General features: G+C 54.1%; 12 protein-coding genes. 10 read left to right on the top strand and 2 right to left on the bottom strand.

Translation table 11 applies throughout. The features are described from left to right. Nucleotides 1-348: 348 nt before the first annotated feature. From K8I84_RS05940 to K8I84_RS05920, 5 genes are read left to right on the top strand one after another with little or no spacing between them, the layout of a single operon-like run. Nucleotides 349-576: a hypothetical protein gene (locus K8I84_RS05940; protein WP_223793821.1), complete on the top strand. Its 228-nt coding sequence runs from the start codon at nt 349-351 to the stop codon at nt 574-576. Nucleotides 577-623: 47 nt separating this feature from the next. Continuing rightward, entirely contained in the window at nt 624-1,472 is an 849-nt protein-coding gene (locus K8I84_RS05935) for a hypothetical protein (protein WP_223793820.1), read from the top strand. Next, on the top strand, nt 1,469-2,575 hold the full coding sequence (locus K8I84_RS05930) for a hypothetical protein (protein WP_223793819.1): 1,107 nt from the start codon (nt 1,469-1,471) through the stop codon (nt 2,573-2,575). The genes K8I84_RS05935 and K8I84_RS05930 overlap by 4 nt, the downstream gene beginning before the upstream one ends. Further along, complete coding sequence (locus K8I84_RS05925) at nt 2,562-3,320, top strand: hypothetical protein (RefSeq protein WP_223793818.1); 759 nt, start codon at nt 2,562-2,564, stop codon at nt 3,318-3,320. The genes K8I84_RS05930 and K8I84_RS05925 overlap by 14 nt, the downstream gene beginning before the upstream one ends. After that, nucleotides 3,311-4,033, top strand: coding sequence for a hypothetical protein (locus K8I84_RS05920; RefSeq protein WP_223793817.1), 723 nt, complete (start codon nt 3,311-3,313; stop codon nt 4,031-4,033). The genes K8I84_RS05925 and K8I84_RS05920 overlap by 10 nt, the downstream gene beginning before the upstream one ends. 167 nt (nt 4,034-4,200) lie before the next feature. Here K8I84_RS05920 and K8I84_RS05915 read toward each other — a convergent pair whose 3' ends face one another. Then, nucleotides 4,201-5,919 (bottom strand): type II restriction endonuclease, encoded by a 1,719-nt coding sequence (locus K8I84_RS05915; RefSeq protein ID WP_223793816.1) that lies wholly within the window; start codon nt 5,917-5,919, stop codon nt 4,201-4,203. Between the two features lie 2 nt (nt 5,920-5,921). After that, nucleotides 5,922-7,271: a DNA (cytosine-5-)-methyltransferase gene (dcm, locus tag K8I84_RS05910; RefSeq protein WP_317848204.1), complete on the bottom strand. Its 1,350-nt coding sequence runs from the start codon at nt 7,269-7,271 to the stop codon at nt 5,922-5,924. Between the two features lie 342 nt (nt 7,272-7,613). Here dcm and K8I84_RS05905 point away from each other — a divergent pair, with 342 nt between their 5' ends. The 5 genes from K8I84_RS05905 to K8I84_RS05885 all read left to right on the top strand — a co-directional run bounded on the left by K8I84_RS05905 (nt 7,614) and on the right by K8I84_RS05885 (nt 14,580). Further along, a complete protein-coding gene (locus K8I84_RS05905) occupies nt 7,614-7,904 on the top strand; it encodes a DUF3427 domain-containing protein (RefSeq protein ID WP_223794494.1) in 291 nt (96 codons plus the stop codon). 96 nt (nt 7,905-8,000) lie between these two features. Beyond that, nucleotides 8,001-9,323 (top strand): NADH:flavin oxidoreductase/NADH oxidase family protein, encoded by a 1,323-nt coding sequence (locus K8I84_RS05900; protein ID WP_223793815.1) that lies wholly within the window; start codon nt 8,001-8,003, stop codon nt 9,321-9,323. Nucleotides 9,324-9,583: 260 nt separating this feature from the next. Further along, nucleotides 9,584-12,526, top strand: coding sequence for a hypothetical protein (locus tag K8I84_RS05895; protein WP_223793814.1), 2,943 nt, complete (start codon nt 9,584-9,586; stop codon nt 12,524-12,526). Continuing rightward, nucleotides 12,519-13,961, top strand: coding sequence for a hypothetical protein (locus tag K8I84_RS05890; protein WP_223793813.1), 1,443 nt, complete (start codon nt 12,519-12,521; stop codon nt 13,959-13,961). The genes K8I84_RS05895 and K8I84_RS05890 overlap by 8 nt, the downstream gene beginning before the upstream one ends. Next, nucleotides 13,954-14,580, top strand: coding sequence for a condensin complex protein MksE (locus tag K8I84_RS05885; RefSeq protein WP_223793812.1), 627 nt, complete (start codon nt 13,954-13,956; stop codon nt 14,578-14,580). Before K8I84_RS05890 ends, K8I84_RS05885 begins: the two co-directional genes overlap by 8 nt. Nucleotides 14,581-14,601 lie beyond the last annotated feature (21 nt).

The following is a 14,601-nucleotide window of genomic DNA, read 5'->3' as shown; positions in this document are numbered from 1 at the left end:
ACCTGCCTATCCCGTAGTAGTTTTGTGAGTAAATGAACAATTCTTAAAGTACGGTAACGGATAAGCGCACAGTGGAGTGCAATGTGCCTATTGCCACGCCACTTTTGCCCTTGCTTAGAATGAAGCTTCAGGTCCGGAACCCGGGCTTTTCAGGCTCTTTTCAAACCCAATGCAGAGGCATACCTCCCCCGCTGTCGCTGCCAGTGGAAATGCCGCTCCTCCACGCCTATTTTTGTGTTTCCCAACAATCTCGCACGCTGAGATGACAAAAAAAATATCGTACATTTGTAATATAAATTTTAAATGTACTATATTGGCGAGGTAAATTTTTTATCTTGGATAGGAAATATGGCATCCGATACTGACAGAGAAAAGTTCGTAAGACTGGCCGAAGCTAGGGTCACTAAGGCGCTGAAAGATATTAAGCTGATCGGAAACCTTTCGAACCGGAGTAATTATTCGTACACAGAGCAGGATGCAAAGAAAATCTACCAAGCGCTGAGGCGTGCAATAGACGACATGAAAACCAAGTTCGACAGTAAAGGGGCTTCAGAAGAGGAAATTTTCAAGCTGTAGTCGCCGGGAAAAATTAAAAAAAGGTGAGGGGGTGTACGGTGATGGAAGTGGAGTGGAAGTTCGAGCGCAAGCGCCGCAGTCAGAAGTCCAGAGACCCGATGCAGGCCAGCTTTTTTACCAATGCAAGCATTGATGAAGACGCACAGGCCCTGATCCGGGAGCTTATTCAGAATTCTCTGGATGCCAAGGTCAATCCGGCCTCAGGGGAGCCGGTCAGGATTCGCCTGCGTATCGGCACCCACCACCCTGAAAGCGGGGTCATGGATCGTTACATCTCGGAGCATGCGTGGAAGCATTTCAATGCTCCGGATAATGGCCTCGCCTCGCCTCCGCAGGCAGGCGACCCCTGCCGGTTCCTTGTGTATGAGGACTTCAATACCTGTGGCTTGGTGGGCGATGAGATGACGTACGATGAGCAGCCCGGTAACTCGTTCTATTACTTCATGCGTGCTGAAGGGCAGTCCGGCAAGGAAGATGGCGTCAGGGGGCGGCATGGTATCGGCAAATACGTCGTACCCAAAACCAGCGGAATCCGGATGTTCATTGCAGCTACCGTAAGAAGTTCAGACCAGCGATGCCTGATAGCAGGACAGAGTGTGCTGAAGTCCCATCATGTCGACGGAATTGCGCATACCCCCGATGCCTGGTGGGGCGTATTTGATATGGATGAAGGGGGTGATGACTATTTTCCAATGCCCGTCGAAGATGCTGAGTTGTTTGACCGGCTCACCAGAGATTTCGGGCTGGCCAGAACGTCCACAGATACCGGGCTGTCACTGATCATGCCCTATGTTCAGGAGGATATTTCGGTAGAGACGCTTTCTAAATACGTGGTGAATGAATATTTCTGGCCCATTCTGAATGGTCAGCTTCTGGTGGAGGTAGAAGAGGTATGAAGGGCCAGGTTATTAATGCTGATTCCATACATAAGAACCTTGATGAACTTCTCCCCCCAGCACGCATTCCGGAAATTAAACCGCTGGTGAAGTTGGCCTCTCAGGTGGTTGCAGGACGCAATGTCCGGACAGTCCGGTTAAATCTCCCTGAGGAACCGTCAAAACCCTCTTGGGATAAGAACTACATGACGTCCGTTCGGGCCGCGGAATGCCAGAAGATACTCTTGGAACCCGACACTATCCTCCATCTCAGATGCCCTCTGTGGATTAATAACAAACGGGGCGGAGGGGCAGCCTCGGCATCCTGCTTCGACATTTATCTCGCCAAAGATGTGTCAGACCTGTCCCTCAAACCACGTTTTATCCGAGAGGGCATTACCATTCCTGAGGACCGTGTGCCGAAGGTCCGGGGATTCATCAGTCTCGTGGTCATCGAAAGCGGGCCGCTGGCCACCCTTCTCGGAGATTCCGAAAACCCTGCCCACACAGAGTGGGAGAAAAACGCCACGAGATTTAAAGGCAAGTATCAGTGGGGCCCGTCAACGATTGATTTCGTCAGGCTCAGCGTCGGCAAGGCTCTAAATCTGATGAGTCAGGGGGACGAGGAAGAGGATTTTACGGTGCTTTCGGATATCTTTTACCTCGAACACCCGGAAGATGACGACGAAGTCCCGGATCAGAGACGGAAAAAGAAGAAAAAAGACGACGGTGAGCAGCCAGAGCCGTCTCCTCCGCAACCGCCTGAGCCGAGGCCTAGGCACTACAGGCTCTCAAAAGTAGAAAAAGGTTTCGTTCTGAGAGGGCCGAGTGAGCCACTCAAATCACCGCGTTCTTATACGATCACTGTGGCGTACGACTTCGCGGGCGCCTCGAAAGCGAGCGCGTTAAAAAAATATCACCGAAACGATTTCGCGCTGGATACGGCTAGGTACGTTGATCCGCCTCAGGCCCACAATACAGAGAACTTAGAACTGGGCGGCAACACGATCGCGTTCTCTGCGAGCGCAAACGACTTTGAAGTAAGGGTGGAAGGTTTCGATCCTGACCGCGACATCGTTGTAGACGTGAAATCGGAGGCGCTGGAAACCGATGAAACGATTTAACTTTACCGGCCGCAAGAAAATCCTCCGTGATGACATCAGCATCCGGTTGCGTGGAAAGGCTGACGAAAAGCCCCGAGTGGATGTTTCGGTCGATCTGGCTGAATACGATCTGTCTCCAGACAGCACCGTGTTTCTTGAGGCGCAGTGGAAGACGCGTTTCTCCCGTGAAGCACTGGGAAGGGTCTCCCGCAGCGTCAGAAAAAATGACATTGTCCTTGAGGAGTTCGATGACGCAGAGGGCCTTTCTTTCCGGATAAAGGTGGTTGACCAGACCCGGGGGCGTCTCGAGGCCATTGCGGAAAACATCAGACCGCATGATAAAGACGACCAGCCTGATCAGAACCATAAGAGCATTCTTCCGGTTGCAAGCGCGGACCTCTCGGGCTACGGCGCCCTCTGGCGGGTGGAATACACGGATCAGCAGGCAACGCTTCAGATTGAACAGGAACTCGGCGGCAAGGACCAGGTAGTCCGGTCGCTCCTGTTCCGGGGGTTTATTCTGCCGGCGGCGATGCGTCAGATTCTGGCCAGAATTGTCTACAGCGATTGGGATCCTGAGCTGAGTGATCCGGATGAGCTTTCCACGCGCTGGCTCCTGTTTGCGAGGCAGATCGGGGCCGGCGTCCCCGATCAAAATGCAGATGACCATGAGGACTGGCTCGACGAAACTGTACGGCTGATCGGCGGCCGGATTGGTGTCCGTCATCAGGTCATCGGGGAGTTTGACTCGGGGGTATGGAAATGAAGATCTGTCGTTTAAACGGACGTGGCATCGAACGGTTCATCCAGTATCTCGACAGCCTGAAAACTGATCAGCCCGGGGAATTTCCCCGTGAGCTTCTGGGCTCTTCGGAATTTGCAGATGAGATCGGCGGCGATACGGCATGGCTTGATGCTTTGGATCTGAGCGATCGGTTGGAAAGTGCGAAGGGTCTCGACGAGGTGGTTCGGAATCTAGGTCTGCTGTCAGCTGAACGGGATAAGGGGTTCTGGACTTGGTGTTCTGCTTATCTTTTCGACCGCTTATGCAAGCGCAATGGAGGGCGTTACAGTCCGGGCGAGCTGGCAATCTGGGTAGCTGAGCCTGACAACTGGCAACGCTATTACCGCCATTATCTGGCCGCAATCTGGCGGGTTTACGCCGCCCATAGGGATCTGGAAGACCAGCTGGTTGTCCTCCTGAACGGTCCTGTGAATACCCCCGGAGAGCTCTGGGCACAGGTGGCCGCAAACCAGAAGCTCATTACAAACCGCTCCATGATCGGCGCTGTTTTTCATCTGTTCTGGGACAAGCAGAAGAATGAGCGGAAACGCGGGTCCGGTGGTGCCGGTGCCAGACGACTTAGTCAGGTCTTGAAACAGTTTGAGCGCACCTATGATTTCTATGCGATGCACCCCGAAGACTTGGTACGCCTGCTGCCCCGTGAATTTGACAGATTTAAGGAACTTAGCGCCTAACTTGAACTGAAGGATGACTAACTCCCGGTTTTCCGGACTTCTTGGCGGGAGTCCGGAAAACCGTTTTTCACCGACCATTTGCTTGGAGCTAGGGCGGTTAGGAATCTTTAAAAGTCACGTTGAAGTGGAATTATGTGGGCCTGCAAATGAGCGCGACAGACTCATTCCTAATCAGAGGCTTCATTTTTTTTAATTTTTTCTAAAAACTGCTCCAGATCCCAGAGCCAGCTTTTCTGTGCTTCGCTGTACGTGTCATGAATTGACCGTGGAACTACCAGTTGCAGTTTCGAATCAATCATCTCATCAGTCTGGTTGCTTGAGATTTTAGGTTGCAGTGTGAAGAGGTGCTTGCACTCGATCCTACCCGCTTCGGACAGAACCTGTCGCCACCTATCTTTGCATGTGGTTTTAACTCCAAGCATGGTAAGGCGCTCTGTGGGGAAGTCGTTGTTTCTGTAGTCCTCAACTGAGGGGAAAAGGAAGTCCGGCTTTTTGTTTTTCTCTGTTTTCTTCTCTCTTGAGAACCGAATATTCCTTTCCAAGAAGATTTGCTCTAAATGGTTCTCTAGGGCACTGCCTGCGCGCGATGATCTGCGCTGACGGATTGACTGAGAAAACGAAAGGAAATCCTCCGCGTCGGCGAAACCTTTTACGAGTCGCTCTTCGATGATCGCGCCCTCAAGCTGACGAAACATTGCTTCTTCCGTTTCCCACCAAGCGACGAGGGCGTTGTCGGCGCTGTCAAATTCCTCAAGTTCACCTCCCAGCTTTCTGGCAAGCTGTGAAAACTGTCTTGTCGCCGGGAAAGTCAGAGGGCCGAAGTGACTTTCAATAGTGCTCAGATAATTCAAACCAAAGCTGGCTTTTACCTCTATCCCTAGTTCTTCGAGAATGAACCGTTTTACGGGACCGATTTTCTCATCATTGTTCGTAAAGTCTAAGGATTTAAAACGGTTACCGAAGTCCGGCCCGAAGAGTTCGAATAGCTCTAGCTCAGACTGAGAGCCCTGCGGAGCGGTAACGAAAATGAGCTCGTCATTTGGTTTCAGGGCTATCGCGAGAGCATCACTGATTTCCGCCTCTGATATTGCCGGGTTATCTTGGTAATAAAGCCGGTACTCTATTCCTTTTCCCAGGGTAGTACGGTCTCTGAACCACCATGAGCATGTTCCACGTACACTCTCGATTTTTTCCTCGTCGTCATCGAGGCGAACAAAAGTTGTGGGGATATCTGAGCGGGCTTCAGTACCCATAAAACTTTTCATGCTGGTTGCATTGATTTCGTGTCCGTTTGAGCGTGTCGGGTCACATTCAACTGCTGTAAGCCTTTTGACTGCTGCTCCCGAAAGATAATCGCTGATTGATCCAAAATCTGACATTCGACTACTGCTTCCTGTGATTGGTAGTTTCAGTGAGGATTTTGCTGAATTGCAGATTCCTCGGATCTCCGCTTTTGCTTCAGAACCTGTTATCCATGCGCATACGGATCCGAGGAGGGTTTCCTCGCTAAGCCGGAGCTTTCCTTTTAATGAGCACTCCCATACTTCAAGCACTCTCCAGCCCAGCTTGAGAAGCTCGTCGATGTTACGTGAATCCCGTTTTCTATTCGAAGAAATCTTGTCTTCCCAGAACTCTGTGCGCGACGACGGAATCCGGAACATAGGGCAGTTGTAGTGCCCGTGCCAGAAACAGCCCTGCACGAGTATCACAGCGCCGTATTTCGGCAGGACAATATCGGGTTTGCCGGGCAGGTCTTTTCGGTGCAGACGAAATCGGAAGCCTCGCTTGAAGAGCTTCTTTCTGAGCCATACTTCCGGTTTCGTATTTTTTCCCTTGATCGCCGCCATATTGCGGCTTCGTGTCTTGCTGTTGTGGACGTCAGCCATGATCAGGCTGCTTTTGAACCCTGTTTTTCAGTCTTTGCGCTGGCCTCAAGAATCCGGGGCTTCATCATTTCTGCGACAGCCCGAAAGACCGGGACGGCTACGGAGTTGCCAAACTGCTTGTAGGCCTGCGTATCGGAAACTGGCACCTTAAAATTAGACTCGCCCGGTTCATCGAAGCCCATTAGCCTCGCACATTCTTTTGGTGTCAGTCGGCGAGGGCGGTTCCCCTGATTAATCATGTCGTCAAATCCGGTATCCATGTTCCAGCCTCGGTCTACAAGGATCTCAGAGCCGTCTTTGTAATAGCGTGCAGAGAGTGTACGGGCCACGTCATTATGTCCTGTCAAGCCGAAGCCAAAACCGTTCCCCTTGGCTTTATGTTTGGCAGCATAGTCGTAGAGATACTTCCAGAGTTTCGGCGTCAGGATGTACTTGTCATCAACCTCCTCCTCAAGAATCTCACCGAAGCTGGGCACGTGCTCAGGGAAGTATTTTTTGATGTCCTTGAGAGTAAAGCCCTTGTGAACTTCCAGATCCCGGCGGAAACCTACCAGCACAATACGCTCCCGGTGCTGAGGAACGAAATTTTTTGCGTCGATAATTTTAGGGTCCTGCGTGCCATCGTAATTCACATCGGCAACCTCATAGCCCAGTTCGTCAAGGGTTTCCAGGATCACTTTAAAAGTGCGGCCTTTGTCATGGCTTTTCAGGTTCTTTACGTTCTCCAGCAGAAAGGCTGCAGGCTGCTTGGCCTGAATAATTCTGGCTACATCAAAAAACAGCGTTCCTTGAGTGTTGCATTCAAATCCATGTGCGCGACCGAGTGAATTTTTCTTCGAAACGCCGGCGATTGAAAATGGCTGACAGGGAAAGCCGGCAAGCAACACATCGTGATCAGGTATGGTCCTGTCAATGTGATCGTATGCTTCCTTTTCCGAAATTTCAGGCTTGTCAGACAGTGTCACCTCACGGATGTCTGCGTTAAAAACATGCTCCGGATCGCTATAGTGGTTGGCTTTGTACGTACGGACGGCATATTTGTTCCACTCGCTGGTGAACACGCACTTTCCGCCAATTTCATCGAAGCCGCGGCGAATTCCACCAATCCCCGCAAAGAGGTCAATAAACCTGAACTCATGACCCGATTCCTGATAGGGCTTTGGTAGCAGGCTTTGAAGATGCTCGTATTCCCCATGACTGAGTTTTCTGTCAACCTTACCTTTCACCCAGCGATTTATAGTCTCGCGACACCAGGAGTCGTAACCCAGATCATTCAGTGTCTTAGCGATAAAGCCTTGGTCATAGATTTCAAGCAATTCGTTGATGAGCTTCAGGCCTTCTTCGTCTTTCACTGGCTTCTCCTTTCTCTGGGTCAAATGTGTGATGCGTGGTCACCGGGCCTTCCCATTCTATCGACTTGGCCCTGAAAGGGCTAGCCGCAGCGTGGCTTAAGAACAACTTCACTGGTTCGTGCAGTTGTGCACTACTCTATAACTTTGAGTCTGTACAAATATACAGTATTGATGGGCATTTTCCATTCTGTGTCATGCTGATATGGGATTGGAGTCACATCAACTTGCAGTATCAGGAAAAATTGAGGTGCGAATTCCAGAGTTATTTGGTGCAACCTTTGCCCCCGGCAATTGGCAAAGCGGCCACGTTTTCTGAAAGACGCCAATGCCCATATTTTGTTGGTGACGCTAAACAAGCAGGGCAAAGGCGTCCAGCACCGCTATGTCGATCATTGGATTGATGAGCAGACATTTCATTGGCAGAGTCAGAACTCAACAACGCCTGAAAGCAAGCGCGGTCGGGAACTGATCGAACACCAAAAGCTTGGACTCTCAGTGCATCTATTTGTCCGCGAGAATAAGCTGCGTAATGGTAAAGCGGCACCCTTCACTTACTTTGGGCCTGTCGAATATAAGAGCCATGAAGGGAGCAGTCCAATGAGCGTGATTTTCAGACTTAATTCGGCGGATTAAGGCTTTATGCTTGAGCGTCTGGCTCTTTAAATGAAGAAAACTCTCAGCTCGCTAATAATTTGAAAATCAACGAACCCAGCTCATCAGGATGATGCCATGCCCCAATCGCCCCTCGCCCAACCTCTAAAACTCCCTTGCGGAGCAGTCCTGCCAAACCGCATTGCGAAAGCCGCCATGACCGAGGGGCTGTCAGACGATCAGCTCCACGCCACTCACCGCCATGAAACCCTCTATGGTTGTTGGTCCGATGGCGGGGCCGGGCTGTTGATTACCGGCAACGTAATGATTGATCACCGGGTGCTGGAGCGGCCGGGTAACGTGGCGATTGATCCTGCGCCGGCTGAAGGCGAGCCGGCGGGTATGGCGCAGTTGCGCGCCTGGGCAGAAGCAGGTACCCGCAATGGCAACCATTTGTGGATGCAGATCTCCCATGCCGGTCGGCAGTCGCCGCGTTACGTTACCTCGCGGCCCATGGGGCCTTCGGCTGTGCAGCTATCGCTGATGGGCAACTATGCCTGCCCAAGGGCGCTTACGGAGCCGGAAATCCTTGATTTTATCCAGCGCTTTGGCAACGTGGCCCGGATCGCCAAAGAGGCGGGTTTCACCGGCGTGCAGGTGCATGGGGCTCATGGGTATTTGTTGTCGTCTTTTCTGTCGCCAGTCACCAACCAGCGAACCGATCGATGGGGTGGGTCGCTGGAGAATCGCGCCCGTTTCCTGCTTGAGGTGGTCCGGGCGACTCGTAATGCTGTGGGGCCGGAGTTTCCAGTGGCGGTAAAGCTGAATTCCGATGATTTTCGCAAGGGCGGCTTTACGCTCGAGGAGTCTGTGCGCGTGGTGCGCTGGCTGAATGAAGAGGGTATTGATCTGCTGGAGGTGTCCGGCGGCACCTACGAACAGCCGCGGTTGCTAGGGTACAGCGGTGATGCAGATACGGCGAGCGATGGGCCGGCCATGCGGGAAAGCACTCGCAAGCGGGAGGCTTATTTTCTGGATTACGCACAGAAGATTCGTGAGGTTTGTGATTGCCCGCTGATGGTCACCGGTGGGTTCCGGACGCGCGCGTTTATGGAAGAGGTGGTTGCCAATGGTGAAACCGACGTGATTGGCCTTGGCCGACCACTCTGCACGGATCCCGATACGCCCAAGGATCTGCTCGAAGGACGCATCGATAAGACCGTTTGCCATGAAGACCACATCAAGCTTGCTCAACGAGGTTTTTTCTCGCCAGCGAGTCCGTTGATGCCGCTTAAAGTCATTAACGTGCTGGGCGGGCAGGCGTGGTACTACCAGCAGATTTTCCGGCTGGCGGATGACCAAGAAGCTGATCCGGACCTCGGTATCCTCAAGGCCATCAGGGCATACGTGAAGGATGAACTGACCCGGGCCCGAAGGGTGAAGAAGGCCCGCCGCATTTGAAGTTCAGAATAGAACCCAATCCTGCAATCTCAGTCGACATTCCCCAGCCTGTCGCCCGGAAACAAAAAGGCTCAAAGAAGCCAGGTGCTCAAGATTCAGCGGTTCTGCATCGATAACAGTCTTGCCGCGCCTCCGCAAAACCCCAGACAAAACCTAGCGGTTTACAAAAGCCCTCTCCTTGGCGGAAGATCTTGGGTTTACGTCACTGGCCATGGCATTTCGGGCCACCGGCAAGTTTATGGAACAGGAGATGATTCTGGATGACTGACCAACAGGCGGGTCTGAGTACCTTTTCATTTGGCATTCGGCGCCTGGTGCTGGTGGATTCCGCGGGTTTTTGTTACGTGGAGATTCCCGTCGACAACCATGGGTTGATCCTGGGGCCCGGTAACCTGGGCAAATCCAGCCTGCTGAATTCCTTACGCCTGTTCCTGTTGCCAGAAAATAACTTCAAGAACAGCCGCAAGAAGTTCGCGTTTCGCAACGCCAGTGCGGGCAGTTTCTATACCAACGAAGAAAGCTACCAGCATTACTTCCCCAGTCAGTTCAGCTTTCTGATCATGGAGGCGGAAAACCCGGCGGGCACTCACTGCCAGATCCTTTACCGGGACAATGCCAGCCAGCTCAGTTATGGCCGGGCCTTTGTGCCGGTGAGCTACGATCAGATTCGCCCTCTGTTCTGGAATGGCGACACCGAAGACGGCATTGGCCAGGCGGTGCCGGAGCTCTCCTTCAGCCGGCTTTCCGAAGCGTTGAAGAAACTCTCTAAAGATACCCGGTTGGTGAACGATCCGGCCAAGCTTAAATCCATGCTGTACAGCAGTGATCTGATGCATGCCGATGCGGTTCGTTATTCGGTGCTGCCGCTGGGCGAGTCGGACGAGCGCCGGGTGCAATCCCTGCGTACGTTGATCCTGCTGTTGTTCGAAATGAAGGCGGATGATCAGGCCATGGCCAATGCGGTGGCCAGCATCATCGAGGCGGACAAGAAGTTCGTGGACGATGCCTTCGATTTCAATGTGGATGATTTTCTCAACCGGCACGAGCAACTCAAGCACCAGCAAAATCAGCTTAACCGGATTGAGAAAGAGCGGGCCCGGTTCGACAAGCTCAGCCGGGACTATGACGCTTATCAGGCGCTGCTGGGCAGCCAACAGGATTTCGCCAGTTTCCGGGATGGTCTTTCAAATGCGCTGCAGGATGTTGGCGAGCGACGTAAAGCCGCCGTAGAGGCCTGGAACGAGCAGAACGAAATCCTCCGGCATGTATTGCAGGGTCTGAAACAACTGGAAGGAGAGGCCAGCGCGCTGAAGGGCGAGATCCGTTCGGCCGATCGTCGCCTCAAGCAAGCCGAGCGCTACCAGAAAGACGGCGAGCTGCTGGTGTCTCAATACGGCTCAATGACGCTGCAGGAGATCAAGGAAGCACAAAAGGAAGAGCTGGAGAGCAAGCAAGGGCATCTGGCCGCCTTGAAGAGCGCCGCGCAGGCGGAAATCCGGCTGGAGCAGATCGAGCGCAAGAAACAGGCACTGGAGCAAAAGCGTGATTCCCTGAAAGAGCGCGAAAGCAAACAGCAGTGGCAGCTGCAGAACCAGCTGGACGAAGCGACGGCCGCACCACTGCGGGCGGTGGACCAGCGCCTGATGCTGGCCAGCCCCGGCGAAGATCTGGACGCCGACAGCAAGGCCACCATTGAAGCCTTTGCCCGCCTGTTCAAGCCCACGGATAGCGGCTTCGACTGGTTTGATGCGGAATACCCCGGCCAGCCGGCCCGCCAGAACAATTTTGCAGATCAGTACCGGCACATTGAAGGTGAACTGAATGGCCTGGAGAAGGAGCGTTCCGAGCTGGCGGACACCGCCCATAAAGAGCACGACCGCCCGGTGCTGATCGAGCGCACGGAGAAAGAAATCCGCGCCATCGAAAAAGACCTGGATACTCTGAGCCGTTACCCCGCTGCTGCGACGACCCTGAGGGACGCGACTGAGGAAAAGGAAGCCGCCGAAGAGCAACTGGCGAAACTGGAAGAGAAGGCCCGGCTGGAGCACGACGCACAGGATGCGGTGCAGCAAAAGGTGGCGCGGGCGAAGGCCGAGAAGGACCGAATCGAAGAGCGGGAGCGGGAACTGGCCAACCTCAGCCGGAGTGTTGGTACGGTGGAGCACCGGTTCCCGTTCCTGAAAACGGTGGAATTGGATCAGTCACTGGAGATCGAACAGGTGTCCGTCGCAGCCTTTGACGACGTGCAAAAGCAGTTGGACGATCTGGAAGAGCATCGTCGCAACATCCTCGATCACCTGCGTCAGTTCGTGTATCTGGGCGTTCACGAAGATGCCGAGGGCGAGCTGCAGAAAGACAGCCCGGCGCCGTCGGTCATCCGTGAATCCTTCAAAAGCCTGTCAGATCTGTTCGCCGGCATGGCTGAGCGCTGGCGGGTGCTGGAGGAGCAGATTGCCATCCACAACGAAACCGTAGCCAGTTACCGACAGGCCCTGAAATCGAACCACGAACACATCGCCCGTTTTGAGGCACAGCTCAATCGGGAGCTGGACGGCGTTCAGATCAACGACCTCGTCGAGATCCGGGTGGACATTCACACCGACCCGAAATTCCGCAATCTGGTGGAAGAAGCCAACAATATTGATCCCTATGGCAACCAGCTTCAGTCGGACGCGTTCTACGATCGCCTGCGGGTGTTCGTGGCGGATTTCTTTGGCGAACAGGGGGGCAGCAAACGCCTGACCATGGATAAGGTGATCACCGGTATTTCCTACCGCACCCGCAAGGCCAGCGCCACCAGCCTGGACAAGAAAGGCCAGTCCACCTCCACCACCGCACTGATTAACCTGGAGCTGGTGTACCGGCTGCTCAAGCGGGTGTTGTACCCGGGCGTGGAGCTGTCCTTCCCCATGGTGCTGGACGAACTGGCCAGCGTGGATATCAGCCAGATGCCATCGTTGTTGGAGCGTTTGGGAAAACAGGGCTTCAATCTGTTCTCTGCGGCCACCCACAGTGCCAGTGCGGAAGTGATTTACCTGATCGGTCGCCACCTTGAGGTGGGGCAGATGCGCACCGGTCGTCCCTACAGCCCGCAACGTACCCTGGTGTTCTGGGGAGGTGCGGAAGGCTTTACCAGCGGCGAACCCCTGAGCCACTGGGCAGACCAGACTCAGAACAGCCTGCTGGAGCCGGTGGATGAGTAAGCGCTTCAGTACGCTGGACACCACGCGCCTGCTGTTCGATCACCCGAAGATGCTGTTTCGGCTGATCGAGCGCATGGACCGCAATGAGGCCAGATACATTCTTGAAAGCGATCTGGTTGCCGAGGTAATGGACTACACCCGAAGCCTCGGCAAGGCCGACCGGGATCGGGTGCGGCTGGCCATGAATACCGAGAACCTGTTCCGCAGCGGCCTGATTATCGACATCATCAAGGCCGAAGGCGAGCGTCGGCTGGTGTTTCAGGACGCCCTGATCAACCTGATGAGGGCCTGTAATGCCTCGCTGTACCAGGAACTGACCGATGCCCGCCTGCGGGGCCACTTGGTCACCCTTCGAGACGTTCGGGATCGGCTGGAAGTCAGCAGCTTCAGTGATGTTGATCTGGACTACACCGAACTGAGGGACGACCTGAACGAGCGGGTTAGTCAGCTTATCGGCCTGTTGCGCCAGAATGTGCTGCGCATGCAGACCATCAGTGCCCAGCTAGCGGACCTGTCCGGCGATGCCAGCCGGGAACCCGAGAAATACCTGGAGTTCCGGCACAACCTGTTTGAGCAGATCGTCACCCTGTACGAACGCCATATCAAACCGACTCTGGTGTTCCTGAACCCGGACACACGCCTGCCGGATGGCAGCAACCTGTTCGAAACCCTGGAGGCCATGGTGCGGCTGCTGGAAAGCCACGACGACCACGGGCTGGCAGATCAACTGTTCCGCTCGGCCATCAGCCTGAACGCCCTGTACAAACCCATTCAGGCGGTGGCCCAGGAAGTCGAACATTTCCTTCGCAAAACCCGCCGGGGCATGGCCCAGTACAACGCCATGGAGCATTTCTACGGCAAACTACGGGAACTCAAAGGAGAAACCGAAACCCTCAGCCTGCGCCGCAAGTGGCTGGAAGGTGGAGAGTTTGCCCGCAGCACCGGATTTCTGGTGGGTCTGCGCGCCCAGCAGCGGCCCAAGAATTATGCTTTTGGCAACTCGTCCAGCTACTACCAGCTGATCTTCAGCGAACTGGAATTGCGCCTGAGCGACCTTCGCCGCAAGTCCGAAGCACCGGTATTGCAGGAAGTGGAGGGCAGTGGCCGCCACGCCCGTATCGATGTGAAGCGCATCAACCAGCTTTATCAGTGGCTGGACTCCCTGGATCTCCGGCCTACCAACGATCTGGTTCGGGAACTGCATGGTCGCCTGGATGGATTTATTCCGGGCTATCGATTCCCGGATCTGCTCTCCGCCCTGAACCGGCTGGTCAATTCACCACCGGAGGGGATGCGGGTGATGACCAGCAACCGCTTCAGAGCTTTGGAACAGCCCGAGAGCAATGAACAGTTTGTGTATCGCAAACGCCGCCTGGAAAACGATACCCGGGATGCTGAACATTCGGATTTAGAACAAGAGAAACGCCATGCCTGATTTTTCTGACGTGACGGAAACCAACGAAGCCGTTCAAAACACCGGGCCCGACAGCCACTTCGACCAGATCCTTCCGGCCCAAAGCGCCGCCATTTACCGGGAGTTTCAGGCGGGCCGTGTGATCGTGAGAGATGTGTGGGACAAGAATCGTTCCGAGCTGAGGGCCAATCCGCTCTACAACATGCTGTTTAACCACTTATCGCACTTCCGAACCTTTTACGAGCACCTTGGAAGCGAGCTGGTGTTTAACGAAGCCGGCAATTTCTTCTTCCTCAAAGAAAGCAGCGACGAGGAAGGGGAGGAGCACGATGAGAACGCCTTCCGTGTTCAGGTGGTGTTGCTGTTGATCGGCCGCTACTTCGCCCGCAGTGGCCGGGATCTGGATTATCTGGGGCGCTCTGATGCGGGGCTGAACGAACAGGACTTCAACGTCATGGCCGGTGATGAGGAGTACCAGGACATTCTCAGGGCTGCCCGTTTCGAAAAAGGCCTATCGGAAGCCCTGGACTACCTGGACAAGCGCAACCTGCTGTTCCGTTCCGGCCCGAACCGCTGGTTCCTCAGTTCCGCAGGGCTGTATTTCTTGAATGAACTGGTGCGGGAGTATGAGAAGGGGTAGTTGGTTGCTGCATTTTGCTAC

It is taken from the genome of Marinobacter sp. F4216 (assembly GCF_019931195.1).
Taxonomy (GTDB): Bacteria; Pseudomonadota; Gammaproteobacteria; order Pseudomonadales; family Oleiphilaceae; genus Marinobacter; species Marinobacter suaedae.
The sequence above is the reverse complement of the archived record's forward strand: the minus strand, read 5'-3'. Positions and strand labels throughout refer to the sequence as shown.